This window comes from Gordonia sp. IITR100 (genome assembly GCF_002009645.1).
GTDB lineage: Bacteria > Actinomycetota > Actinomycetes > Mycobacteriales > Mycobacteriaceae > Gordonia > Gordonia hongkongensis.
This window is the reverse complement of the sequence record NZ_MVKV01000014.1, coordinates 108,937-133,256: the sequence shown is the minus strand read 5'-3', so window position 1 is coordinate 133,256 and position 24,320 is coordinate 108,937. Positions and strand designations below refer to the sequence as shown.

General features: G+C 69.9%; 25 protein-coding genes and 1 riboswitch. Of the genes, 15 read left to right on the top strand and 10 right to left on the bottom strand.

Annotation, left to right across the window (positions count from 1 at the left end; all coding sequences use genetic code 11):
* Window positions 1-531, top strand: a 531-nt coding sequence (locus B1818_RS18040; RefSeq protein ID WP_139363050.1) for an HNH endonuclease, incomplete at its 5' end; no start/stop codon positions are given.
* Window positions 532-656: 125 nt separating this feature from the next.
* Here B1818_RS18040 and B1818_RS18035 read toward each other — a convergent pair.
* The gene (locus B1818_RS18035) at window positions 657-1,238 is read right to left on the bottom strand and encodes a phosphatase PAP2 family protein (protein WP_078113546.1); all 582 of its coding nucleotides are present in this window, start codon (window positions 1,236-1,238) and stop codon (window positions 657-659) included.
* Between the two features lie 111 nt (window positions 1,239-1,349).
* On the opposite strand from B1818_RS18035, the gene B1818_RS18030 reads away from it, so the two are divergent.
* Complete coding sequence (locus B1818_RS18030; protein WP_078113545.1) at window positions 1,350-2,081, top strand: hemerythrin domain-containing protein; 732 nt, start codon at window positions 1,350-1,352, stop codon at window positions 2,079-2,081.
* 19 nt (window positions 2,082-2,100) lie between these two features.
* On the opposite strand, the gene B1818_RS18025 is transcribed toward B1818_RS18030, so the two are convergent.
* Window positions 2,101-3,240 (bottom strand): acyl-CoA dehydrogenase family protein, encoded by a 1,140-nt coding sequence (locus tag B1818_RS18025; RefSeq protein ID WP_058251620.1) that lies wholly within the window; start codon window positions 3,238-3,240, stop codon window positions 2,101-2,103.
* 88 nt (window positions 3,241-3,328) lie between these two features.
* On the opposite strand from B1818_RS18025, the gene B1818_RS18020 reads away from it, so the two are divergent.
* Window positions 3,329-3,925, top strand: a complete 597-nt coding sequence (locus B1818_RS18020; RefSeq protein WP_078113544.1) for a TetR/AcrR family transcriptional regulator — start codon at window positions 3,329-3,331, stop codon at window positions 3,923-3,925.
* Here the strand turns inward: B1818_RS18020 and B1818_RS18015 are convergent.
* A complete protein-coding gene (locus B1818_RS18015) occupies window positions 3,882-6,698 on the bottom strand; it encodes a sacsin N-terminal ATP-binding-like domain-containing protein (protein ID WP_078113543.1) in 2,817 nt (938 codons plus the stop codon). The genes B1818_RS18020 and B1818_RS18015 overlap by 44 nt on opposite strands.
* Window positions 6,699-6,715: 17 nt before the next feature.
* Entirely contained in the window at window positions 6,716-7,522 is an 807-nt protein-coding gene (locus B1818_RS18010; protein WP_078113542.1) for a DUF3027 domain-containing protein, read from the bottom strand.
* 240 nt (window positions 7,523-7,762) lie between these two features.
* Here B1818_RS18010 and B1818_RS18005 point away from each other — a divergent pair, with 240 nt between their 5' ends.
* Entirely contained in the window at window positions 7,763-9,616 is a 1,854-nt protein-coding gene (locus B1818_RS18005) for an MFS transporter (RefSeq protein WP_249145154.1), read from the top strand.
* A complete protein-coding gene (locus B1818_RS18000) occupies window positions 9,613-10,125 on the top strand; it encodes a DUF2771 family protein (RefSeq protein ID WP_058251625.1) in 513 nt (170 codons plus the stop codon). Before B1818_RS18005 ends, B1818_RS18000 begins: the two co-directional genes overlap by 4 nt.
* A 6-nt stretch (window positions 10,126-10,131) precedes the next feature.
* On the opposite strand, the gene B1818_RS17995 is transcribed toward B1818_RS18000, so the two are convergent.
* The gene (locus tag B1818_RS17995) at window positions 10,132-10,545 is read right to left on the bottom strand and encodes a cold-shock protein (RefSeq protein ID WP_004020198.1); all 414 of its coding nucleotides are present in this window, start codon (window positions 10,543-10,545) and stop codon (window positions 10,132-10,134) included.
* 230 nt (window positions 10,546-10,775) lie between these two features.
* Here B1818_RS17995 and B1818_RS17990 point away from each other — a divergent pair, with 230 nt between their 5' ends.
* The 5 genes from B1818_RS17990 (at window position 10,776) to B1818_RS17970 (ending at window position 13,967) form a co-directional block, all read left to right on the top strand.
* Window positions 10,776-10,985 carry a hypothetical protein gene (locus B1818_RS17990; protein WP_058251626.1) on the top strand — a complete coding sequence of 70 codons (210 nt, stop codon included), beginning with the start codon at window positions 10,776-10,778 and terminating at the stop codon, window positions 10,983-10,985.
* A 5-nt stretch (window positions 10,986-10,990) separates the two neighbouring features.
* Complete coding sequence (locus B1818_RS17985) at window positions 10,991-11,536, top strand: flavin reductase family protein (RefSeq protein WP_078113540.1); 546 nt, start codon at window positions 10,991-10,993, stop codon at window positions 11,534-11,536.
* Between the two features lie 13 nt (window positions 11,537-11,549).
* Window positions 11,550-12,638, top strand: a complete 1,089-nt coding sequence (gene moaA / locus B1818_RS17980; protein ID WP_058251627.1) for a GTP 3',8-cyclase MoaA — start codon at window positions 11,550-11,552, stop codon at window positions 12,636-12,638.
* A gap of 11 nt (window positions 12,639-12,649) precedes the next feature.
* A complete protein-coding gene (locus B1818_RS17975; RefSeq protein WP_058251628.1) occupies window positions 12,650-12,898 on the top strand; it encodes a hypothetical protein in 249 nt (82 codons plus the stop codon).
* 225 nt (window positions 12,899-13,123) lie between these two features.
* Window positions 13,124-13,340, top strand: a riboswitch (cyclic di-AMP (ydaO/yuaA leader).
* A gap of 6 nt (window positions 13,341-13,346) precedes the next feature.
* Window positions 13,347-13,967 (top strand): transglycosylase family protein, encoded by a 621-nt coding sequence (locus B1818_RS17970; RefSeq protein WP_058251629.1) that lies wholly within the window; start codon window positions 13,347-13,349, stop codon window positions 13,965-13,967.
* A gap of 169 nt (window positions 13,968-14,136) precedes the next feature.
* Here B1818_RS17970 and B1818_RS17965 read toward each other — a convergent pair whose 3' ends face one another.
* The 4 genes from B1818_RS17965 to B1818_RS17950 are packed head-to-tail and all read right to left on the bottom strand — an operon-like array spanning window position 14,137 to window position 15,893.
* Window positions 14,137-14,583: a molybdenum cofactor biosynthesis protein MoaE gene (locus tag B1818_RS17965; protein WP_058251630.1), complete on the bottom strand. Its 447-nt coding sequence runs from the start codon at window positions 14,581-14,583 to the stop codon at window positions 14,137-14,139.
* Window positions 14,580-15,071, bottom strand: coding sequence for a molybdenum cofactor biosynthesis protein B (locus tag B1818_RS17960; protein WP_058251631.1), 492 nt, complete (start codon window positions 15,069-15,071; stop codon window positions 14,580-14,582). Before B1818_RS17960 ends, B1818_RS17965 begins: the two co-directional genes overlap by 4 nt.
* The gene (moaC, locus tag B1818_RS17955; protein ID WP_058251632.1) at window positions 15,064-15,615 is read right to left on the bottom strand and encodes a cyclic pyranopterin monophosphate synthase MoaC; all 552 of its coding nucleotides are present in this window, start codon (window positions 15,613-15,615) and stop codon (window positions 15,064-15,066) included. Before moaC ends, B1818_RS17960 begins: the two co-directional genes overlap by 8 nt.
* Window positions 15,616-15,620: 5 nt before the next feature.
* Window positions 15,621-15,893: a hypothetical protein gene (locus B1818_RS17950; RefSeq protein WP_058251633.1), complete on the bottom strand. Its 273-nt coding sequence runs from the start codon at window positions 15,891-15,893 to the stop codon at window positions 15,621-15,623.
* 100 nt (window positions 15,894-15,993) lie between these two features.
* On the opposite strand from B1818_RS17950, the gene B1818_RS17945 reads away from it, so the two are divergent.
* Both B1818_RS17945 and B1818_RS17940 read left to right on the top strand, forming a co-directional pair.
* A complete protein-coding gene (locus B1818_RS17945; protein WP_058251634.1) occupies window positions 15,994-18,108 on the top strand; it encodes a protein kinase in 2,115 nt (704 codons plus the stop codon).
* A gap of 126 nt (window positions 18,109-18,234) precedes the next feature.
* A complete protein-coding gene (locus B1818_RS17940; RefSeq protein WP_078113539.1) occupies window positions 18,235-20,607 on the top strand; it encodes a protein kinase in 2,373 nt (790 codons plus the stop codon).
* 11 nt (window positions 20,608-20,618) lie between these two features.
* Here B1818_RS17940 and B1818_RS17935 read toward each other — a convergent pair whose 3' ends face one another.
* A complete protein-coding gene (locus B1818_RS17935) occupies window positions 20,619-21,380 on the bottom strand; it encodes an IclR family transcriptional regulator (protein ID WP_058251688.1) in 762 nt (253 codons plus the stop codon).
* Window positions 21,381-21,533: 153 nt separating this feature from the next.
* Between B1818_RS17935 and B1818_RS17930 the strand changes: the two genes are divergently transcribed.
* Genes B1818_RS17930 through B1818_RS17920 form a run of 3 tightly spaced genes read left to right on the top strand, consistent with a single transcriptional unit; the run spans window position 21,534 to window position 24,320 of the window.
* Entirely contained in the window at window positions 21,534-22,808 is a 1,275-nt protein-coding gene (locus tag B1818_RS17930) for an aldolase/citrate lyase family protein (RefSeq protein WP_058251636.1), read from the top strand.
* Complete coding sequence (locus B1818_RS17925; protein ID WP_058251637.1) at window positions 22,805-23,620, top strand: bifunctional allantoicase/(S)-ureidoglycine aminohydrolase; 816 nt, start codon at window positions 22,805-22,807, stop codon at window positions 23,618-23,620. Before B1818_RS17930 ends, B1818_RS17925 begins: the two co-directional genes overlap by 4 nt.
* A gap of 37 nt (window positions 23,621-23,657) precedes the next feature.
* A complete protein-coding gene (locus B1818_RS17920; protein WP_078113538.1) occupies window positions 23,658-24,320 on the top strand; it encodes a response regulator transcription factor in 663 nt (220 codons plus the stop codon).

The window sequence follows — 24,320 nt, the reverse complement described above, 5'->3', positions numbered from 1 at the left end:
GAGTTGATCCTCGACCAAGCAGCGATCGGCGCGACCATCGACACCGTCGGAAGCCCACGCACGCAACTGATGCTGACGATCCCCGCGACCGGAGACCTGGCGACGCTGCCGTGGACCGGATCGGTCAGCCATGCCACCGCGAAACTAGCGTCGTGCGACGGCTCGCTGACCGAGATCATCCTCGATGGTGAGGGCGTACCGCTGCAGATGGGTCACACCCGTCGGTTGTATCCGGCACACCTCCGCAAGGCGATCATCGTGCGCGACGCCTGCTGCATCAAATGCGGTGCACCACCGTCACATACCCAGGTCCACCACATCAAGTCGTGGGCCGACGGCGGACCCACCGACCTCGACAACGGCTGCCTGCTCTGCCAGCGCTGCCACACGCAAGTCCACCACCACGGCTGGGACATCGTCATGGGGTTCGACCGACACCCCTGGCTCGTCCCACCCGCGACCATCGACCCACAGCGCCGACCACTACCCGCCTACAACCGACGCACCATGCGACTCGACGACGCCGCCTGACCACTGCCGCCACAGACCACCAGACTTTCGCGTAGCACCTTCCGCACCCGGGCCACACCCGGGACCGCATCAGTCCCTTGACAACTCCACAGTGAACCCCGGCCGGGTACCGCGCTGGGCGTGGTCTACTGCTGAACCCCGGCGAGACCACCGGAGCCGCGGCGTGATTCGTACCGGAGCAGTATCCAGATACAGAACACCACCCAGATCGCCCCGAACAACCATCCGGCCACGACGTCCGTGGCCCAGTGCACGGCGAGTTGTATTCGGGTGAGGCCGACGAGGATCGACAGCACGGGGGCGATCACGAGGATCCAGCGATGCGCCCGCACCCAGGGCGAGGAGCGAAACGCGGCGACAGCGAACAGCCCGAACACGACCATCGTCATCATCGCGTGCCCGGAGGGGAACGAGAAGGTGTCGATGTTCAGTAGACGGTCTTCGACGGGTGGCCGGTCCCGCGCGAACGAGTACTTGAGTGCCTGCATCAGACCGTATCCGAAAAGCACTCCGGCGCCGACGAAGACCGCGTCGACTCGGTGCCGGGTCACGGCGAGTGTCACCACGACCGCACATGTCAGCATCAACATCGTCACCGTGTTGCCGAGCACCGTCACCACTTCGGCGATCGAGACCCAGGGCTCCGACCGGTTCTCGACAACCCAGTTCAGGATGTTCTCGTCGATCGTCGTCGGAGAGATGAACATCCCGCCACCCTATCCAGGCGTCGCTCAAGTCGCCCTCAAGCACATCGCAAGCGTCACCGCCCACTGTGGTCCTCGAACCCGCCCGACCACGTATCGATGAGGACCCCCGCGATGACGACCCACCCCGCCCACCCCGCCCACACCGCTCACCCGATCCAGCTCCGGCTCCCCGGCCAGGCGGCCGCGCCCGACGGACCGCTCGACCCGTTCATGATGTACGTCCTGCACCACGGATTCCGGCGAGACCTCGCCGACTTCGCCGCCACCGTTCCGGCCACCCCCGTCGACGACGCGGGGACCTGGCGTGCGCTCTCCCGTCGATGGGCGATGTTCGCCCATGCGCTGCACCACCACCACACCGGCGAGGACCTGGAACTGTGGCCGCTGCTGCTCGAGCGGTGCGACAACGCCGAGGCGGAGGTCCTGCAGGCGATGGAGGACGAGCACGACGAGATCGATCCGCTGCTCGAAGAGTGTGCGGCCGGCTTCGCGCGGATGGCCGAACGCGCCGACGAACAGACCCGGGCCACCCTCGCGGACGCGCTGCAGCGCGCCCAGGAGGTCCTCGGCAGACACCTGGCCCATGAAGAGACCGACGCGATCGCCATCGTGCAGCGCCGCCTCACGCCGCAGGACTGGGACGCCTTCGAGGAGAAGATGAGCAAGCGCGCCGGTCTGGCCGAGACCCTGCGGACGTGCCCGCTCATGGCGAAAGGGCTGACCGGTCCCGACCGCGAGGCGGTCTACGCCCGCATCCCCGCCATCCTGCGGCTGATGATCAGACTCGGCGGACCGAGATTCCGGCGCCTCGACGACCGCGCGTTCTACTACAACCCGCGCTGAACACCGACGGCCGGCGAACTCACCGCGCCAGCGACCGACCGATCACCAACCGCTGGATCTGGTTGGTGCCCTCGAAGATCTGGGTGATCTTCGCTTCGCGCATGTAGCGCTCGACCGGGAAGTCGCGGGTGTAGCCGTAACCGCCGAACACCTGGACCGCATCGGTGGTGACCTTCATCGCGGCGTCGGTGGCCACCAGTTTGGCGGTCGCCGCCGCCCGCGTGTAGTCGATGCCGGCATCGCGGCGTCGAGCGGCGTCGAGGTAGGTCGCGCGAGCCGAGTCGACCGCGGCGGCCATGTCGGCGAGCACGAACGACAGCCCCTGGTGGTCGATGATCTTGCGGCCGAACGCGGCTCGTTCCTGCGCGTAGTCGACGGCGGCGTCGAGCGCCGCCTGCGCCAGGCCGGTGGCCACCGCAGCGATGCCCAGGCGTCCGGAATCAAGCGCGGAGAAGGCGATCTGCAGCCCCTGCCCCTCCGCCCCCAGCCGGCGTCCCTCCTCGACGAACGCGTCGTCGTAGGTGGCGCCGGTCGTCGGGACCGCATGCAGGCCCATCTTGTCCTCCGGCTTGCCGAAGCTGAGCCCCTCGGTGTCCCGGGCGACGAAGAAGCAGGACACCCCCTTGGAACCCTCACCGGTGCGGGCGAAGACGTTGTACACATCGGCGATGCCGCCGTGCGTGATCCACGCCTTCGAGCCCGTCATCGAGTAACCGCCGTCGGTCGGTGCGGCGCGGCACGCAAGCGCCGCGGCGTCGGAGCCGGCCTGGGGTTCGCTCAGGCTGTAGGCACCGATCAGCTTGCCGTTCAACAGGTCCGGCAACCACTGCTGCTTCTGCTCGTCGGTGCCGAAGTTGAACAGCGGATGGCAGGCCAGCCCGTGCACGCTGACCGCCACTGCGACCGCAGCCCAGCGCGCGCCGAGCTCCTCGAGCACCTGCAGGTAGACCTCGTACGGCTGGCCCCCGCCGTCCCACTCCGTCGGGTAGGGCAGCCCGAGCAACCCCGCCTCACCCAGTTCGGCGAACAACCCGTCCGGGTACCGACGGTCCTTCTCGTGCTGATCGACGATCGGCGCCATGCGCTTGTCGGCGATGTCGCGGACCAGCGCGATCAGGTCGCGCGCCTCGTCGTTGGGGAGCAGGCGATCGACCGGCATTCCAGACCTCCAGGGTTACGAAACTAGTACTCAGGTCTTCTGCACAGTACTATTTCGGGCAGCGTTCGTACAGCGGAAGGGAGCACGCATGGCCACCCAGGGTTTCGCCACCCGCCGACGGGCCGCGCTGTTCGACGCCCTTCTCGAGCTGATCCTGCGCGAGGGGTTCGCGCACCTGTCGATCGGTTCCATCGCGGCCGAACTCCGTTGCTCGAAGTCGACGCTGTACACCCTCGCCGCCAGCAAGGAACAACTGGTCACCGCCACCGTGACGCATTTCTTCCGCAGCGCGACCGAACAGGTCGAGTCACGGGTCGCGGCGTCGCCGAGTCCGCGCGAACGGGTCATCGTCTACCTGGTGGCGGTGGGTGAGGCACTCGCACCGGCCTCGGAGGCGTTCATGCGCGATCTCGACGCGTTCGAACCGGCACGCGCGCTGTACGAGCGCAACACTGCGGCGGCATCGTCCCGGGTTCAAGCGCTCATCGCCGACGGGGTGTCGGCCGGCGAGTTCCGCAACGTCGACGCCGCGTTCGCCGCCGACCTCGCCTCATCGATGATGAGCCGGATCCAGCGTCGCGAGGTGTGGGCCGCGACCGGACTCGACGACGCGGCTGCCTACCGCCAGCTCGCGTCGATCCTCACCGCGGGGATCGACGCCGGCCCGGACGCTCGAGGTGGGTGACACCCGCGTCGTCGACCCACCATTCGACCCGCACTTCCCGTGCGACATCGGGGCCGTCTCCGCCGTCGTTGCTGCGCAACGCGATCCACAGTTCGTCGTGTAGCCGGACATCGCCGTGCGGGATCTCGATCCCCCGCGACGCCCCGAAGCGCACCACCGCCGGGTGCGCCCAGCCGACTGCCTCCCCCGGCGCGGACACCGTCGCCGAATACTCCTCGCTCGCGAGCGGCAGGTCGAGCAGCGTGCCCAGCAGGTCGGCGTCGGCCGAGACCACGGTGGGTCCGGCGAGTACCGCCTCGTCGTCGGCCAGCGTCTGCAGGAACCACGGCCGGTCGACGACCACCGCGCGGTCGGCGGTTGTGCCGGCGAGGGTGCGCACCCGCTCGGGCACCTCGACGTCGTGCGCATCGACGATGCCGCTCCGGCACGCCGCGACGACGGCGGCATGCACGGACACCGTTGCGCCCGCACTGATCACACGCTCCCGATCGCCCAGCCGGGTCAGCAGCAGCGTCGCGTCGTCGGCGGAGTCGGGTTCCAGCCGGGCGAGGGTGCCGGCGAGCTCGTCGGCATACGGGTGGTCGAGGGGATCGATGATGTTCTCGAGAACCTCATCCGACGGCGACCGGTACTCCCCCAGCAGCAGACCGTCGATCTCCGCATGGCGTCGTAACCACCACGCGGTGTAACCCGTCCGGTCGGCGAGCAGCGGCCGGACCCGTTCGTCGGTGGCCATCATGGTCAACGCCTCCGGCCAGCGCCGGTCCTCGATCAAGTCGAGATCCCGTACTGCACTGAGCTTCTCGGGCGCGTCTGGGAGGGTGGCCCACCAGTCCTCCTCGTCGGGCAGGTCATGCTCGGGCGCGACGGGCAGGTCGTCGTCGACGGTCACGAAACCCCAGCCGACGCCGATCCGCCGCAGTTCCTCGACGCCGCACTCGGCGACCACCTCGGCGTCGACCACACCGAACGGGTGATCGTCGACCAGGACCTCGAGCAGCGGGCTGCCCGGCAGCAGGAGTTCGTCGGCCGGCCGCAACTCGCCGTCGGCGTCGGGGAGGGCGAGCGACGAGAGCCACGGCGGCGCCGGTGCTTCCGGATCGGCTCGCAACACCGCACACACCTCGACGGCGAGCCGGTCATCGTCGGGGCCGGCCGAATCGAAGTCGACATCTTCGACGAGGCTGCGCAACGCCGGGTCCGAGACTGCCTGCGCGACCGTCAGATCCGCGACGCCGAGTCGGGTCAGCAGTTCGTGGCGCGCCTCGGGATGCACGGTGGGGATCCACCGCATGGGGGTCGAGATCCGGTCACTGACAAAGAGCCCACGCACCCCGATCGCCATCCGTCCGTCCGATCTCGGGATCGGCAGGGCGCCGAGTTCTTCCACCTCGCGGCCGGTCGACACCAGGGGCGCAAGGGCGGCGTACAGGTCGTGCCACCACGACGGTTCACGTTCGACGCCGACGAGACGTTCGGCGAGCCCCGCGAGCCCGAGCTCCGACACACCCAGCCGGCCCAGCGTCGGGAGATGTTGTGTCAGCGACAGATCCGGGTGGATCAGATCACCGAACAGGTCGCCGAGGATCTCCGCGAGCCGATCGGTCAGCCCCACGAGCATCACCCCGCGCGGTGGCACCAGGTCGGCACCGGCCGCCGCCGGAAGCCACGCGACATCCCGCAGTTCGCGGCGAACCGCCTCGATCAGACGCGCGTCGTCTGGATTACGCGCGAGATGCAGTTCGGGTACCAGCTCGACCCTGCGCACCGGTTCGACGAGCCGCACGAGATCGACGTAACCCGCTGCCGCATCGCCGATCTCGGCACGTGGATGGAGGTGCCGTCGATCCGGCGTGAGTGCCAGGTCGGTGATGCACCGGCACGGCAGGCTGAGTTCGATGTCGGTGGGCGTGGGGGCGCGCAGGACCTCGCCGGCCGCCGCGGGCTCACCGTCGGCGTCGACGAGCCAGCGTGTGCCGCCCCGGGCGACCTCGAGCCATCGGCGCGTCGACGGCAGGCCGGTCGCGTCCGGCGCACCGACGACGGACACCGTCGTCACGACCGAGCGCGCGGCATCGTCGTCGACGTCCGGCCCCGCCGACCGTTCGGCCCACACCTCGACATCGCCGACGCTGATCCGTTGCAGCGCAGTCAGTTCGACGACCAGATCCGGCGCCTGGCCGAGCATGGCGGCGAGAAGCGGGCCGGGTTCCTCCCGGAGGTGCAGGACCACCTCGGTGTCGAAGCCATCGGTCGGCGTCTGATCCGTCGGCCACACCAGCCGCAGCACCGGCACGTCCGCGGGCCCGGCGACGGAGATCCCGGCAGCTCGCGCGACGTCCATCGTGTCCGCTCGGTCGAAGACCACCGACCCACTGCGCGAACGGATCTCGATTCGATCGGCGACCGTCGCGGTGGCGGTGAAGCCGACCCCGAACCGCCCGATCTGCCGGGCGCCCGAGTCGTCCGCGGCCTTCGCCGACACCCGCAACGCGGCGAGTGAACGCACCCCCGCATCAGTCAGCGGGGCCCCGGTGTTGGCGACATGCAACTCGGTGCCGTCCACCCAGACCGCCAGCCGGCCCTCGACACCGGCCGCCGCGGCCGCGTCGGCGGCGTTCGCGGCCAGTTCGGTCAGCAGTCGATCCCGGTAGCCGACGGTCACCAGATCCGCTTCGGCGGCCGCGTCCTCGGCCAACCGGGTCGGCGACGCCGCCCACGCATCCAGGGTCGACGACCGCAATGTCGCGGTGCCGAACGGATCGTCGGTCACGGTCGGTTCGCGCCGGATCAGGTCCGGGCCGGTTCCGCGTCCCGGGAGATCTCGACGACCTCGATCGCGCCGTCGTCGTAGGCGTCATACGCGGGCGATCCGTTCCCCTTGGGGCCCTGCACGTCCGAGTGCGCACCGCATCCGTATTCGGCCGACACCACGCGCCCGTCGGCCGCCAGTTCGTTGGTGCAGGCGCCGAAGCCGGCGCGCAGCGCACCCGCGAGCGGGACGTAGAAACCACAGGTACAGCACGAGTACGGCGCGGCCTGCGCCATCTCCGAGCCGGGACCGAAGTCGCCGTCGTACCAGCGCTGCGCAGCCTCGGCGCGTCCCTCCGGGCTCAGGAGTCTCTTGCGGCCGAGCCCCAGCTCGCCCGCGACCTGACCGATGTCGTCGGGTTCCACGGACTCGGACTCGAATCGGAACTCGTCGCCTGTGTCGATCTGGTTCGGCACGAGACGCGGGTCGTCGGGTTCGGCGGCGAGCAGATCGCCCGGTGCCAGATCGCCCGACGCGACCCGCTCCGACCACGGCACCCACGGCGGCGCGAGCAGCGAGCCGTCACCCGGAAGCAGCACGACCTCGCTGAGCGTGATCTCGTCGCTGCCCGGGGAACCCGCCAGCACGACGCACCACTGCCACCCCCGGTAGCCCGTGAGCTCGGCATCGAAGTAGTGCGCGGCGGCCCAGTCGCCCTCGGCGACACTGCGCCGGTGCGCTCCGGGCCGCTGACCTTCATCGAGCAGCGCGGAACGCGCGATGTCGACGGCTGCCAGCAGCCGTTCGGTCTCACCGTGCCGTTCGCCGTCACCAACCTGAGTCACCGCTCCAGTGTGCAATACCGCCGACGTGTGCCACACAACCGACCCGCTTCAACTGACCACAGCCGGAGATGAGGAACAATCGTCTGCGTGATCCCACGGAGTTCCCGACACGACGAGGGGCGCGGGGCCCCCAGGGGTCCCGCCGACCAGCACCCTCGGCAACCGCCACCCGCCGGTCGTGCACGACGCGCCGCGCAGCACCCCGGTTCGACGAACTATCCGGCCGACGAGACGCGGCAGATGCGGACCCGGCGACCGGCGCCGGGATGGGGAGAGCCGCCGTCCGGGCCGGGTCCCGGCCGCAACGCCTACCTCCCCCCGCCGACCCACAACCCGCATCTCCCGCCGCTCGACGACCGCGCCCGTCCGCCGGCCGACGAGGCGACCCGGGCGATGCCGACCGACCACGGGCCCCAGAACGGTGGAAGCCGTACACCCAAGAAGCTGACGGTGATGCGGGTCGCGGCGATGCGGAGTCGCGAGCTGACCGGCAGGGGGATCGGCAAGATCCACCGGGCGGCCACCGCCGACGGCGCCGACCAGTCGGGCCTGACCGCGCTGACGCTGCCGGTGATCGCCAACTTCGCCGCCGACGCCGCGATGGCCGTCGCGCTGGCGAACACGCTGTTCTTCGCCGCCGCGACCGGTGAGTCGAAGACCAATGTGGCCTTGTACCTGGCACTGACGATCGCGCCGTTCGCCCTGATCGCTCCGCTCATCGGCCCGCTCCTCGACCGACTGCAGCGCGGCCGCCGCATCGCCATGGCCACGACCTTCGGCCTGCGCGTCGTCCTGGCCCTGCTCATCATGGCCAACGTCCAGTGGAACGACATCACCCAGCAGCTCGAATACGACCCATGGGTGCTCTATCCGTGTGCCCTCGGTCTGCTGGTGCTGTCCAAATCGTTCGGCGTCCTCAAGTCGGCCGTCACGCCGCGGGTGGTGCCGCCGACCATCGACCTTCCCCGGGTCAATTCACGGCTGACCATTTTCGGCCTCATCGGGGGCACGGTCGTGGGCGGCGCGGTCGCCGCGGCCATCGAGTTCCTCCTCGGCCAGCTGCTCCCGCTGCATCTGCCGGGTGCCATGGTGTGGCTGGCCGTCGTCGCGGCCGCGGGCGCCTACCTGTGCATGCGCATCCCGGCGTGGGTCGAGTCCACCGAGGGCGAGATCCCGACGACCCTCACGTACCACGGCGAGCCCGCGCGGTCGGTCCCCGGCGACTCCGAGCAGCCGACGAGCGCTCGCGACGGCGCGAAGATGCTCGCGGCGAAGATGCGCCAGCCACTCGGACGCAAGGTCGTCGCCGGGTTGTGGGGCAACGGCACGATCCGCATCCTGACCGGCTTCCTGACGCTGTTCGTGGCGTTCTACGCCAAGGCCCAGCAGGGCGACGCCTCGGACTGGACCCAGCTGCTTCTCCTCGGCGCGGTCGGCGCCGCCGCCGGCGTCGGCAACATGATCGGCAACGGCGTCGGCACCCGCCTCGAGCTGAAGAACCCGCCGAACATCGTCGTCGGCGCGACCGCCGCCTGCTTCGTCGTCGCGGTCCTGGCCGCCATCTTCGGCAACATCGCCGCGGCCGCCGTGGCAGCCCTGGTCGCCTCCGGCACCAGCGCGATCGGGAAGGTGTGCCTCGACTCGTCCATCCAGGACGACCTGCCCGACGAGTCCCGCGCCTCGGCGTTCGGCCGGTCGGAGACGGTGCTGCAGCTGTCGTGGGTCTTCGGCGCCTCGCTCGGGGTGCTGCTGCCGCCGACCCTGTGGATCGGGTTCACGGTCGTCTCGGTACTGCTCGGCCTCGGGCTGCTGCAGACGGTGATGACCACCCGCGGCAAGTCACTGGTCCCCGGTCTGGGCGGTCGACGCCCCGACCACGCCGCGCCCACCGTCGCCTTCCGCGCGGCAGAAGCCCGATCGGCCACCCGGACCGGTCCGGCGGACGCCGACACCCGACCGCACGCCGCGCGGCCCTCGACCGCCCGGATGCCCACCCGGACCCCGTCGACCGCCCCGTTCGAGACCCGGGGTGAGCGCCCGTACAGCCCCGGCGATCACCCGCCGCCCAACCAGACAGGACAACGTCGTCAGTGATCAGCAGTGGTGAGAAGAAGGCTCTGTCGATCATCGCGATCGTCGTCGTGCTGTTCGTCGCGGTGGTGGGGACGTCGGTGTTCCTGCTGACCCGCAACGCGGCGCACGACGATCAGCCCTACCTGCACGTCGCGGTCGGCGATGAGTTGCACACCGTCGATCCGCGCTGGTGGTGCGATTTGATGCTGACCGCGTGCGATCCCGAGATCACCGCGCCGAACGAGACCGCGACGGTGCCGGTGCCGGTGGGTTCGACGATCATGCTGACGGTCTCGAGCGAGATCGCGCAGGGTCCGTGGAACCTCGCGGCGGTCTATCGGACTCCGCGCGGGATCGTCGAGGACGAGCAGCAGCAGGGCGCGGACGACACCTTCACCCTGACGCTCCGGTCGGAACCGGACCGGGTGCTGGTCGGGTTCACCGTGATCTCGGCGTCGGCGCGGCTCACCCCCGCCGACGACGTCCTGCCGCGCGGCGAGCTCGCGGTTCAGACCGCGCCCGCCGCGTAGTCGGCCCTAGGAGTCGAGCTCCCGCGCGACGGCACGCACGACTTCGGAGATCCGCTGTGCGGTCTTACGGTCGGGGTAACGCCCCTTGCGCAGGTCCGGCTGGACCTTGCCCTCGAGCAGGGTGATGAGGTCGGCGACCATCCCGTGCAGTTCGTCGGGGGTGTGCCGCTTCACGTCCTTGCGGGCGGCTTCGCGCACGTTCTTGGAGACGCTGGGTGCCGGTTCGAGCACCTTCACGCTCAACGCCTGCGGGCCGCGACGACCGGCGGCCATGCCGAACTCGACGCGCTGGCCCGGCTTGAGCGCCTCGACTCCGTCGGGCAACGCTGCCGAACGGACGTAGACGTCCTCACCGCTCTCCTGGGAGAGGAAGCCGAAGCCTTTGTCCGCGTCGTACCACTTCACCTTGCCGGTCGGCACTGTGCTCACCCTCATCTGTTCTAGATCTGTCGAAAAACGACCCGTCACGACAAAAGACGCCGTCACCCATCTCGCGGCCCGGACGGTGGAAGACCGTGCGAGCCCAGACGGATGCAAGGCGCCTGCTTCGGACCATCCTAGCCAACGCCCCACCGCGCGGTCACACCATTACCCGGCGGGCACGGATCGCGCGGCGTCGCACCGGCGCGCGTTGCACTACCGTGGCGGGTATGCAGAAGACATCCTCCCCGCGGTTGCTGCAGGCTGCCGGGGTCGTGTTCATGATCGGAATTCTGGCGATCGTGGCGTTGTTCCTGACACCGTTGGTGACCGGCGGCGACACCGCGCCGACCGCCGTCTATCTGCTGACCATGTGCGCACCGCTGGGCTTCGTCCTGGGCCTGGTGTACGCACTCCGTGCCGGACGCCGAGCCAGGTGAGGACCGTGACCACAACCATCGACACCACCCCCGATCTCTCCCCCGTCTCCGACGGGCGGGCGCTGCGTGACGCGTACAGCTGTTTCCCGTCGGGCGTCGTGGCGGTGTGTTGCGAACAGCGTGACGGGGATTCGACCACATTGATCGGAATGGCCGCGAGCTCGTTCACCACCGTGTCGCTCGACCCGCCGCTCGTCTCGGTCTGCGTCCAGAACACCTCGACGACCTGGCCGCGGATCCGTACCGCACCGGCCATCGGGGTCAGCGTGTTCGCCGGCGACCAGATCGAACTCTGCAAGCAGCTCGCCGGGTCGTCGGAGCACCGGTTCGACGGCATCACGCCGCTGAGCACCGATCGCGGGGCGGTCTTCGTGCCCGACGCGGCCGCCCACCTGTCGTGCACGATCCACAACGAGATCCAGGCCGGCGACCACACCGTCGTGTTGCTGGAGATCGGGACCTTGCGCGCCGATCCCGACATCGAGCCCCTGGTCTTCCACGCCAGCACCTTCCGCGCCCTGGAGGCGCGCACGGACCCGACCCGGAAGTGAGTCGCCCAGCACCATGAGCACGGTCGGCCTCGGACTGCCGCTGCCCCGCTCCCCGCGGGAAGCAGCGACCTCCGACGCGCCCACCGACGGGCCGTTGCTCGACACCTTCGGTCGGGTCGCGAAGGATCTCCGGGTCTCGGTCACCGACCGCTGCAATCTGCGGTGCTCGTACTGCATGCCGGCCGAGGGCCTCGACTGGATGCCCACCGACCAGGTGCTGTCCACCGACGAACTGATCCGGGTGCTCACCGTCGCAGTGCGCCACCTGGGAATCGAGCGCATCCGATTCACCGGCGGCGAACCACTGCTGCGCCGCGACCTCGAGGACGTCATCGCCGCCGTCGCGGGCCTCCCGCAGTCGCCCGAGATCGCGATGACGACGAACGGACTCGGACTGACCCGGCGGGTCGGCGGTCTGGTCGACGCCGGCCTCGGCCGTATCAACATCTCGCTGGACACCATCGACCCGGCCCGCTTCGCCGAGATCACGCGCCGGGACCGTCTGTCCGATGTGCTCGACGGCCTGGCGGCGGCCCGCCGCGCCGGGCTCGACCCGGTCAAGGTCAACGCCGTGGTACCCGACCGCAGCGACCTGCCCGGAGTCCCCGACCTGCTCGCCTACTGTCTCGAGCACGGTTACGAGCTGCGCATCATCGAACAGATGCCACTCGACGCCGACCATGCGTGGCAGCGAGCACAGATGGTGACCGCACAGGAGATCCTCGCGACCCTGCGGAAGCGGTTCACCCTGCTGCCCGACCCTGCGCCACGTGGGAGCGCGCCCGCCGCCACGTGGCTCGTCGACGGCCACCGCGGCGCGCACGGCCCGGCACGCGTCGGGGTGATCGCGTCGGTCACCCGGCCGTTCTGCGGGGACTGCGACCGCACCCGGCTCACCGCGGACGGATCACTGCGCAACTGCCTGTTCGCGACGTCGGAAACCGACGTGCGGCACGCGTTGCGCACCCTCCCCGACGACGAGATCGACGCCGCCCTCGCGCGCCTGTGGCGCGCGAACATGTGGGCGAAAGCGGCGGGCCACGAAGTGAACGCGGCGGGCTTCACCCAACCGGATCGGCCGATGTCGGCGATCGGCGGCTAGGCTCGCGTCCGATGCAGCTCACAGTTCGTTTCTTCGCGGCCGCGCGCGCCGCGGCCGGTGCCGAGGAGAAGGTGATCGACGTCGACCCGTCGACCCCGCTCGGCGCCCTCGAGGGCATCCTCGCCGCCGGAAACCCCTCCCTCGCCACGGTTCTCGAACGCTGCTCGTATCTGCGCGACGAGATCGCGTTCTCCGATCGGACGCGTGCGCTCGGCACGTGCACGACACTCGACGTCCTCCCCCCGTTTGCCGGTGGCTGACGCCACACCCGGCCTGTGACCTTAGTCACATCACGGTGCGGTAACAGGATGGGCACGGGACGGCCACTAACCCGTTGAACTGGGATGACGGCCGAAGTGGGTCGGAAGACCCGGATCCGGGCCGAAAATCGCTTGCGTCCAAGCAGGTGATTCAGTCCAACGAACGACGTACTGTTCGAAGCGTCCTCCTCGGAGGTCACGACACAGCAACCAAGACATAACGTCCCACCGGCCGCGCCGAGCCTCGTTCCGCCGGTGGGAACGACAAGCAATCTAGGAACGAGGACGGGGGACCCAACCTCATCCCCTGAGACCGGGCACCACACCAGGTGTCCTCGGGGTTAAGTCCCGGAAGTCGCGGCGACCACCACGACGACCCGGGACCGAGCACCTCTCGCTCGAACCCGACAGCTGACTTCGTAGGCGCGTGGAGAGAGGAAACACAGACATGTCCGGACGTCATCGCAAGCAGACGACCAGCACGGCCGCCAAGACCATCACCAAGGTCGCCCTCACCGGCGCGGTCCTCGGCGGCGGAGCAGCCCTCCTGGGCACCGGTACCGCCAATGCGGCCACCGACGCCGAGTGGAACCAGGTCGCGCAGTGCGAATCCGGTGGCAACTGGGCCATCGCGACCGGCAACGGCTACCACGGCGGCCTGCAGTTCTCCCCGAGCACCTGGACCGGCCACGGCGGCGGCGAGTTCGCCCCAACCGCCGATCAGGCCTCGCGCGAGGAGCAGATCGTCGTCGCCGAGCGTGTGCTCGGTTCGCAGGGCAAGGGTGCCTGGCCCACCTGTGGCACCGGCCTGTCGGGCTCGACCCCGCGCAGCGCGCCGACCGACACCCCGCGTGAGATCGCCCCGGTGCTCCCCGGCGGCAACGGCAGCGTCGACCTGGCGAAGACCACCGAGGACGTCGCCAACCAGGTCACCGACGCCCTCACCGAGGCCGGCGTCAGCCCCGAGATCAAGAACCTCTGGCAGGCGGCCAAGGACAGCGGCGTCACGCTGAACCAGGACCAGATCAAGCTGTTCAACGACAACAAGCACCTGCTGCCCAACCCCTGATCGCCGCTCGACGCCTGATCTGGGACCCAGACGAAGGGCCCCGCACGATGGACCATCCGTGCGGGGCCCTTTTCCATTGGTTTCGACAAGCTCAACCAGCGGGGGTCAGCTCAACCAGCGGGGGGTCAGCTCAACCAGCGGGGGTCAGCTCAACCAGCGGGGGGCGGGGTCAGGCCGAGTTGACCCATTCGTCGGTGCCGTCGTCGAAGAACTGGTGTTTCCAGACTGGCAGGCGGGCCTTGACCTCGTCGACGAGGCGCGAGCAGGTCTCGAACGCCGCCCGACGATGGTCGGCCGCCACCGCGACCACGAACGCGATGTCGCCGATGACGAGGTCGCCGACCCGGTGGGACACCGCGACCGCGCGCACCCCGTGGACCGCGGAGACCTCCGCGACGACCTCGGCCAGGACCTTCGTCGCCGTGGGATGCCCCGAGTAATGCAGCGCGGTCACGGTGCGGCCGCCGTCGTGGTCGCGGACCGCGCCCACGAACCCGACCACCGCACCGGCTTTACCTTCGGCGGCGTCGATGACCATCGCCTCGTGGTCGGCCAGCGTGATCGGCTCGTCGACGACCGCGGTGTGCACCACGTGCGAGCCGGCCTCTCGGGTCATCGGTGGTCGCCTCCGCGGATCTGATCGAGCGCGTGGTGGACGACGCCGGCGAGGACGCCGAGCCCGTCGCGGACCCCGCCGGTCGAACCGGGCAGGTTCACGACGAGGGTCGTCCCGGCGATTCCGGCGAGTCCGCGTGAGAGGACCGCGGTGGGCACCGTCGGCAGCCCGGCCGACCGGATGGCGTCGGCCAGACCCGGGATCTCGACGTCGAGGAGCGGGCGGGTCTGCTCCGGAGTCCGGTCCGTGGGCGTCAAACCCGTTCCGCCCGTGGTGATGACGAGGTCGACCTCGGCGTAGATCGCGGCGCGGAGGGCCTCGCCGACCGGCGGGCCGTCGGCGACGACGTCGCACTCGTCGACGGTGAAGCCCTGCTCGACCAGCCAGGCCTCGATGATCGGTCCGGACCGGTCTTCGTAGACACCGCTGCTGGCGCGGTTCGACGCGACGACGACGCGCGCCACGCGAGGAGTTCTCTGGTCAGTCATGAGCCGGGTCAGACGGTTCGCGGTACCAGTCGCCGGATTTGCCGCCGGTCTTGGCGAGCAGGCGGATGCCGTCCATCTGCGCCCGTCGGTCGACGGCCTTGACCATGTCGTGGAGTGTCAGCCCGGCGACTGCGACCGCTGTCAACGCCTCCATCTCCACACCCGTCTGGCCGGAGGTCGCCACGGTCGCGGTGACCTCGATCGTGTCGGCGCCGATCGCGAAGTCGACCTCCACCGACGACAACGCCAGCTGATGGCACAGCGGGATCAGCTCGTCGGTGCGTTTGGCCGCCATGATCCCGGCGATGCGCGCCGTGGCCAGCACATCTCCTTTGGGCAGCCGCGACTCGCTGAGGAGACCGATCACCTCGGCGGTGGTGTGGAACGTGCCGGCGGCGACGGCGCGACGCTTCGTCGTCGGCTTGGCGCCGACGTCGACCATGCGGGCCGTTCCGGACTCGTCCAGATGACTCAACCGGGAGCCGCCGGCCGGCCCGGTGTCCCGGGCGTCCGACCCACCTTCGTCAGTCCCGGTGGGCGGCATCGACGTCAGCGGTTGACGATGGTCTTCGACTGCACGAACGGCAGGTCGTCGACCGGAAGCGGGAACTCGGTGTCGCCGAACGGCGACAACGCACCCGAGATGTGGGTCGCGAGTTCGGAGACCGCGTGCTCGGCGGCATCGCCGTTCTCGTCCTGCGGCCAGCCGTTGTCGACGTAGTGCTTCTTGCCCTTGGCAGATTCGACGACCTTGCCGGTGCCGGCCCCCGCTTCGCCGGAGGAGGGTGTTTCAGCGCCAGATTTGTTTGCCACGTCGTGCATTGTGCCATGCCGTTCGAATGAACAAGACCCGTGTCCGGGGCGGAAGTCCCGTGCCGGGGCTATGGTCGTCGCAACACAGGTCACGCCCCAGGAGGCGCCCATGGTCGCCCAACCGGTCCAGGTCGCCGGCTACCGGGTGATCACGCGGCTGGGGAGCGGCGGAATGGGCACCGTCTACCTGGTCGAGAATCCGCAACTTCGTCGGCGCGAGGCCCTCAAGGTGATCTCGATCGCCGAGACCGTCGACGAGGAGTTCGCGCGCCGGTTCAGTCGCGAGGCACAGACCGCGGCCGCCCTCGACCATCCGTCGATCGTCACGATCTACCACTACGGCGTCGCCGACGGCGACCCCTGGTTCACGATGGCCTACCTCGACGGCCGTGACCTCCGACGCGCCTCGCTCCGCCCGGACGAGGTGGTGGCCGTCGCCTCCCGGGTCGCCGACGCCCTCGACTACGCACACGAGCACGGCGTGATCCACCGCGACATCAAACCGGGCAACATCATGGTCACTCGCCGCGCGATTAACGACGCCCTCGACCGCGTCGTCGTGCTCGACTTCGGGATCGCGAAGCTCACCACCGCGAGCACCCTGACGGCGCCGTCGTCGTTCGTGGGCACCCTCGTCTACGCCGCGCCGGAGATCCTCGACGGCAAACCCGCGGGCCCCGCATCGGATCAGTACGCGCTGGCCTGTACCGCCTACGAATTGCTCTCCGGCGCAACCCCGTTCGATGCCGACACGCAGACCCGTCACATCGTCGCCAAGCTCACGACACGCCCGGCGCCGATCAGCACCTACCGCCCCGAGCTCGCCGCCCTCGATCCCGTCTTCGACCGTGCGCTCGCGCGCGGCCCCCTCGACCGCTACCCCACCTGCGGTGCGTTCGCCGCGGATCTGCGCGCGGCGCTGGGGCGAACCCACTCCGACAACCGGCCACCCGCGCCCGTGGCTACGACCCAGGTCATCACCCCGCCTCCACCGGCGAAACCGACCCCACCGTGGGTCGCCCCATCCCCCGCGCCCCCGACGCCCTCCCACCGGCGACGGTGGCCGCTCGCCCTCGCCGCGGTCGCCGTGGTCGCGGTGCTGGCCGTCGTCGTCGCGATCGGGGTCCTCACCCTCGGCGGCGGCGATGGCGGGGACGCGTCCGACGCCCCGTCGTCGCCGATCGCGGCGGCCGATGCCGGCGCCCAGCTCAGCGCCGGACTCGGGGCCACGTGTTCGATCCGGCACGGAACCGCCTATTGCTGGGGCGACAACGCGGCCGGCCAACTCGGCGACGGCACGACCGACACCCGCCAGACGCCCACGCCGGTCGCCGATCTCAGCGGCGTCACCGCGATCAGCACCGGCGGACCCAACAGCTGTGCGATCGCCGAGCGACTCGCGTACTGCTGGGGAAACAACGACTACGGGCAGATCGGCGACGGCACGACCGACGCGCGGCTGACGCCGACCCGGGTCGCCGGTCTCGCCGATGTCACCGCCGTCTCGACCGCCAACTGGGCCACGTGCGCGATCTCGGCGGGCTCGGCGTACTGCTGGGGCACCAACGACTTCGACCAGCTCGGTGACGGTTCGACCGCGAATCAGTACCGGCCGGTCCGGGTCGCCGGGCTCGACGACGTGACCGCCATCAGCGTCGGTGTGAACTTCACGTGTGCCGTCGCAGCCGGCGACGCCTACTGCTGGGGCCTCAACGACAACGGACAGGTCGGCGACGGCACGACCACCAACCGGGCCCGCCCGACCCGGGTCGCCGACCTGGACGGCGCGACGTCGGTCTCCGCGGGCGCCGCGACCGCCTGCGCGATCGCCGGGGCGAGTGCATATTGCTGGGGCGACAACGCGTTCGGCCAACTCGGCGACGGCACCACCTACGGCCGACGCACGGCGACGCCGGTGTCCGGCCTGGACGGAGTCGAGGCCATCAGCACCGGCACGTCGAACACCACCTGCGCACTCGCGGCCGGGATCGCGTACTGCTGGGGCGCCAATGCCTGGGGCTCGGTCGGCGACGGCACCCTGACCGACCGGCCGGCGCCCACCCGGGTGAACGGATTGTCCGATGTCGGCGCGGTGTCCACCGGCGAACGAACCACGTGCGCGCTCGCGTCGTCATACCTGTGGTGCTGGGGTTTCAACGCCACCGGACAGCTCGGCGTCGGGGGCACCGACGACCGTCTGACCCCCACTCAGGTCACGTTCTAGCGTCGGCTCCGTCATCCGGTTGAAGGGTGCCCCGGACCTTTCCCGGTTCGGTATCGTCCCTGCATACGTCTGCGAGAGCAGCCATTTGGCAGCCGCTCTCCCGCCAAGCCAGAAAGAGGTGACGCCGTGCCGTTGAGTCCCGGCACCCACATCGCCGGTTATCGCGTGGTCTCCCAGCTCGGCGCGGGCGGTATGGGCGAGGTGTACCTCGTCGAGAACCTGCAACTCGAGCGGCGAGAGGCCCTGAAGGTCATCTCCACGGCGGTCAGTGCCCAGCCCGGGTTCAACCAGCGCTTCACCAACGAGGCCCGCACCACCGCGAAGCTCGACCATCGCAGCATCATCACCATCCACCAGTACGGCATCGAGGACGGTTCGCCCTGGTTCTCGATGAGTTACGTCGAGGGCAAGGATCTCACCGAGGAACGTCTGACGCCGGCGGAGGTGTCGACGGTCGTCGGACAGGTGGCCGACGCCCTCGACTACGCGCACCGCCACCACGTGGTGCACCGGGACATCAAGCCCGCCAACATCCTCGTCACGCGCGACCCGGCGACGAACGCCGTCGAACGCGCCCTCGTGCTCGACTTCGGCATCGCCAAGCTCGCCGGTTCGGCCAACCTGACCGGCACCCATTCGTTCATCGGGACGGTCGCCTTCTCGGCCCCGGAGACACTCGAGGGCGCCGACGCCACGGCCCGGTCGGACCAGTACTCGCTGGCCTGCACGGCCTACGCGATGCTCGCGGGGCAGCCGCCCTTCGTCGGACAGTCCGAACCGTCGGTGATGCTGGGCCACATCCAGCGCCCGGTCCCCCACATCGGCCAGCTGCGCGGCGACCTCGCGCACCTCGACCCGGTGTTCCAGCGCGCCCTGTCGAAGAATCCCGCATCCCGCTATCCCGACTGCCGCAGTTTCGCGGCCGCCTTGAAGTCGGCGCTCGAATCCCCTGCCGCACAGGGAAACACGATGATCGCGGGTTCGGTTCCGCCGCCCACCCTCGTCGGCGGTGGCACCGGCGGCCCGTCCACGGGTCACCCCTCGGGACCCCAGCAGCAGTTCGGCCCACCCCATGGCCAGTACACCCCGCCGCCGCAGCCGACCATGACCGGGCCGTCGGGCCCGCAGCCGCTGATGAACAAGCCGTCGGGTCCCCAGCCGATGCACTCCTCGGCCCCTCACCTCTCGGGCCCGCACGCGCAGCCCGGGCATCCCCAGGTCGGCTACCCGGGTCTGCCGCCGGTCCCGCCGAAAAAGAAGAAGCGGACCGGCCTCATCGTCGCCGGCGTCCTCGGCGCCGTGCTGCTGCTGGTGGTCGCCGCCGTCGTGGGACTCGCCGTCCTGGGCAGCACCGTCGCCGACCCGGAGAAGGCGACCGTCGCGCAGCCGGTGGTGAGCACGAACTTCGGCAGCAGCTGCGCCGTGGTCAACGGCAGCGTGCACTGCTGGGGCGACAACGACTCCGGTCAGCTCGGCGACGGTTCCACGACGCCGCACACCCGACCGGTGGCGGTGACCGGGGTCGCCAACGCGACCGCGGTCACCACCGGCGGCTACCTCACCGGCGAGAACGCCTACGTCTCGACGGCCTGCGCCATCGCCGCCGGCGACGCATTCTGTTGGGGCAACAACCATTACGGCGAAGTCGGCAACGGTTCCAGCGGTTCGACGGTGGACTCCGCGACCAAGGTCGGCGCCATCTCCGACGTCAAGGCGATCTCCACCGGCTGGGGCACCACCTGCGCGGTCGCCGGCACCGACGCCTACTGCTGGGGCAACAACGAATACGGCCAGCTCGGCACCGGCGGTGGCACCGACCCGGTCTCGGCACCGACGAAGATCCCCGGGCTCGGCGTGGTCACCGACATCACCACCGCCTACGGCACCACCTGCGCGGTGTCGGACGGCTCGGCGTTCTGCTGGGGCGCCAATGACAACGGGCAGATCGGCGACGGCAGCACGACGGCGCGCTCGGCACCGGTGAAGGTCGGCTCGCTGACCGATGTCACCGACATCACCGTCGGCGGCTATCACGAGGCATCCGACGACGACGATCCGAACACGAACACCAGCACGTACTTCCAGACGACCTGTGCGGTCGCCGGTGGCGACGCGTGGTGCTGGGGTTCGAACGCCTACGGCCAGATCGGCGACGGCACCACCGAGACCCGCCAGGCCCCCGTTCAGGTCGGCAATCTGAGCGGCGTCTCCGCCATCTCCACCGACTGGGGCACCACCTGCGCGGTCTCCGACGACCGGGCCTTCTGCTGGGGAGACGACGACCGCAGCCAGCTCGGCTCGTCCGGCGGGTCGGTGAAGATCCCCCGCGAGGTCTCGACGCTGACCGACGTCACCTCGATCTCGACCGGCAACGGGACGTCGTGCGCGATGGCGGCCGCGTCGGTGTACTGCTGGGGATTCAACAACGACGGTCAGGTCGGCGATGGTTCCAGCGGCGACGGCGCCAACCGCACGACGCCCACGAAACTGACCATCTAGCCGCCTCGCCCCTAGGACTCGCGCGATCCGATCAGCGCCTCGGACACGGTCTCCGCGGCCGTGCGGAGCGCCCCGACCGCGCGGGCCCGGAGCCCGTCGTCGAATCGGGCGACCGGCCCGGAGATCCCGACCGCCATGGGCGTGGGCGCACCGGGGACGGCGACCGCCATCCCGCAGACGCCGACCTCGTGTTCCTGTTCGTCGGTGGCGACCCCGCTCGCCCGTACCTGCTCGACGGCCGCGAACACACCCGACAGCGACGTGACGCTCCACTGGGTGGCGGGGGTGAGCCCGGCCTGCGTGACGTGTTTGAGGATGCGTGCATCGTCGAGTTCGGCGAGCACGGCCTTGCCGACCGCGGTGTTGTGCATCGTGACCCGACGGCCGACCTCGTTGTTGGTGCGCATGCTGTGCGGGGACGGAACCTGGGCCACGTAGATGACCATGTCGCCGTCGAGGACGGCGAGACTGGCGGTCTCGCTGAGTTCGCCGACCAGGGAGGCGAGGACGGGTGCGGCGACCGCGCCGAGCTGCCGGTTGGCCACCTCGCCGAGTCGGATGAGCCGGGGCCCCAGGGCGTACGACCGGTTCGGGAGCTGCCGGACATAGCCGATTCCCACGAGTGTCCGCAGCAGCCGGTGGATGGTCGGGGGCGGCAGCGGGGACTCCGCCGACAGATGGCTCAGTGAGCACTCGCCGCCGGCGCGGCCGATGAGCTCGAGCAGTTCGAATGCGCGCTCGACGGATTGCACACCGCCGGAGTTCCCCGCCATCACCACCTCCACAGTCCGACATCACGCTACGTTCCATGATGTGAAACCACAATCCGGTCCGTCAGCTCACATGGGTGGCCGCATCCGGCAGTTCTGGAGTAAACTCCGCTCTGCGGAATTTGATTTCCATTGATTCGACATGAAGGGGCGCCCGTGAGCGTGCAACCCGGTCGCCTCGGCGCGGCCTTCCTCGCCGAGATCGAGGCCGCCCTCGCAACGTCGGACGCGGTCCTGTCCGATCGGTATCCGGGTGACGACGGGAGCCGGCAGCCGGTCCACACGGTCTATGTCCCCGCCGACCGGTACTCCGCGGATCTCCCCCAGGCGTGGGGACGCGCGGCTCTCGAGGCGGCTGCCGACCACGGCGGTCTCGCCGCGATCGCCCGCTCGACCGTCGCCCGGACCGACTCGGCGGCCACCGCCCTCGCAGATCTCGTCGAGAACAAGCTACGCACCGAGCCCATCGAGGATCTGCGCATCGACTTCGAGGACGGTTACGGTGTCCGCGCCGATGACGAGGAGGACGCGCACGTCAGCGCCGCCGTCGCCGCGATCCGGGCGGCCGGCGACGCCTCACCGCCGTTCCTCGGCATCCGCTTCAAGTGTTTCGAGACCGACGTGCGCGCCCGCGGCCTGCGCACCCTCGACCTGTTCGTCTCCGGTCTCGCGGACACCGGCGAACTCCCGGCGGGGTTGACCCTCACCCTGCCCAAGGTCACCTCGACCGATCAGGTGCTCGCGATGGTCACGGTCGCCCGGGAACTCGAGCGGGTCCACGGATTCGCCGACGGCCGTATCGGTTTCGAGATCCAGGTGGAGACGCCGCAGTCGGTGATGGGTGCCGACGGCACCGCGGCCGTGGCGGCGATGATCCAGGCCGGCGAGGGCCGGGTGACCGCACTGCACTACGGAACCTACGACTATTCGGCGTCCCTCGGCATCGCCGCGGCGTATCAGTCGATGGAACATCCCGTCGCCGACCACGCGAAGGCCGTGATGCAACTCGCCGCGGCCGGCACCGGTGTGCGGTTGTCGGACGGGTCGACGAACATTCTCCCCGTCGGAGACGCCGAGGCCGTCGAAGCCGGCTGGGCGTTGCACGCGCGACTGGTCCGGCGCCACCTCGAACGCGGCTTCTATCAGGGGTGGGACCTCCACCCCGCGCAGCTCGTCACCCGCTTCCTGGCCACATACGCCTTCTATCGCGACGGATTCGATTCCGCCGCAGTGCGTCTGCGCAACTACGCGCACAAGCTCGAGTCGTCGGTGCTCGACGAACCGGCGACGGCCCGCGCACTCGCCGGCTTCATCCGACGCGGCGAGGTGTGCGGCGCTCTGACCGTCGACGAGGTCGAGACCGCGACCGATCTGCCCATCGAGAAGGTGCGCGACTTCGCACTCCCCCACTCACAGAGGACAACCCGATGAACGCGACGCCGTACTACACCCCCGCCGGTGGACTCCCGCCGCAGACCGACCTGCTGAGCGACCGCGCGGTCGTCACCGAGGCGTACACGGTGATCCCGCGCGGCGTGCTCCGCGACATCGTCACCTCGGTCTTCCCGGAGTGGACCGACACCCGCGCCTGGGTACTCAACCGCCCGGTACCCGGCGGCGCGCAGACCTTCGCCCAGACCATCGTCGAGGTCGCCCCGGGCGGCGGATCGGCTGCGCCCGAACCCCAGTCAGAAGTCGAGGGTTTCGTCTTCGTCACCGCCGGATCGCTGACCGTGACCATCGCGGGCCAGGAGCACGTCCTGTCCGACGGTGGCTTCGGCTACCTGCCCGCGGGCACACCGTGGTCGGCACACAACCGCGGCGACGTCCCCGTCTCCTTCCACTGGATTCGTAAGCGTTACGAGCCCATCGCGGGTCACGAGCCGGCCCCGAAGTTCGGCAACGAGCGCGACATCGAGCCCTCCCCGATGCCCGACACCGACGGCGCCTGGCGCACAACGCGAATGCTCGACCCCCAGGACCTCGCCTACGACATGCACGTCAACATCGTGACCTTCGAGCCCGGCGCGTCTATCCCCTTCGCCGAGACCCACGTGATGGAACACGGCCTGTACGTCCTGGAGGGCAAGGCCGTCTATCGGCTCAACGAGGACTGGGTGGAGGTCCAGGAGGGCGACTACATGTCCCTGCGCGCCTTCTGCCCGCAGGCCTGCTACGCCGGCGGACCGTCGAACTTCCGGTACCTCCTCTACAAGGACGTCAACCGGCAGATCGTGCTCTGAGAGGCCGCCTCCGGTTCCTGTCGTACCGTGAGACACGATGCGTATCGCGGTAGTGGAAGACGACGACGGGGTCGGCGACGCGCTCGTGGACGCCCTGAACGAGGTCGGCCACGAGCCCGGTCGCATGCGTCGCGGCGCCGATCTCCTCCTCGGTCACCGGGAATTCGACCTCGCACTGCTGGACCTGGGATTGCCTGACGAGGACGGGCTGACCGTGCTGCGCCGGTTGCGGGCGGTGAGTGAGATGCCGGTCGTGGTGCTCACCGCGCGGCAGGACGAGCGGTCGGTGGTGCGGGCACTCCGCGGGGGTGCCGACGACTATGTGGTGAAACCTGCGCGCCTCGGCGAGTTGATGGCGCGCCTGGAAGTGGCCGCCCGTCGGCGCACCGCCGACGCACCGGCACCCGCGGCGCGACAGATCGCCACCGGCGACATCGTCGTCGATCTCGACGCGCGACTGGTGACCGTGGCCGGCACCGACGTCGCCCTCACTCCCAAGGAGTTCGAACTCCTCGCGCACCTCGTCACCCGCCGGGGTGAGGCCGTGAGCCGCGAACAGTTGATGGATGCGATCTGGGGCGACGCCTACGTCGCCATCTCGCGCAGCCTCGACGTCCACATGACCGCGCTCCGGGCGAAGCTCGGCAGGCCCGGCGTGATCGAGACGATCCGCGGGTACGGCTACCGCTGGGGTTCCTGA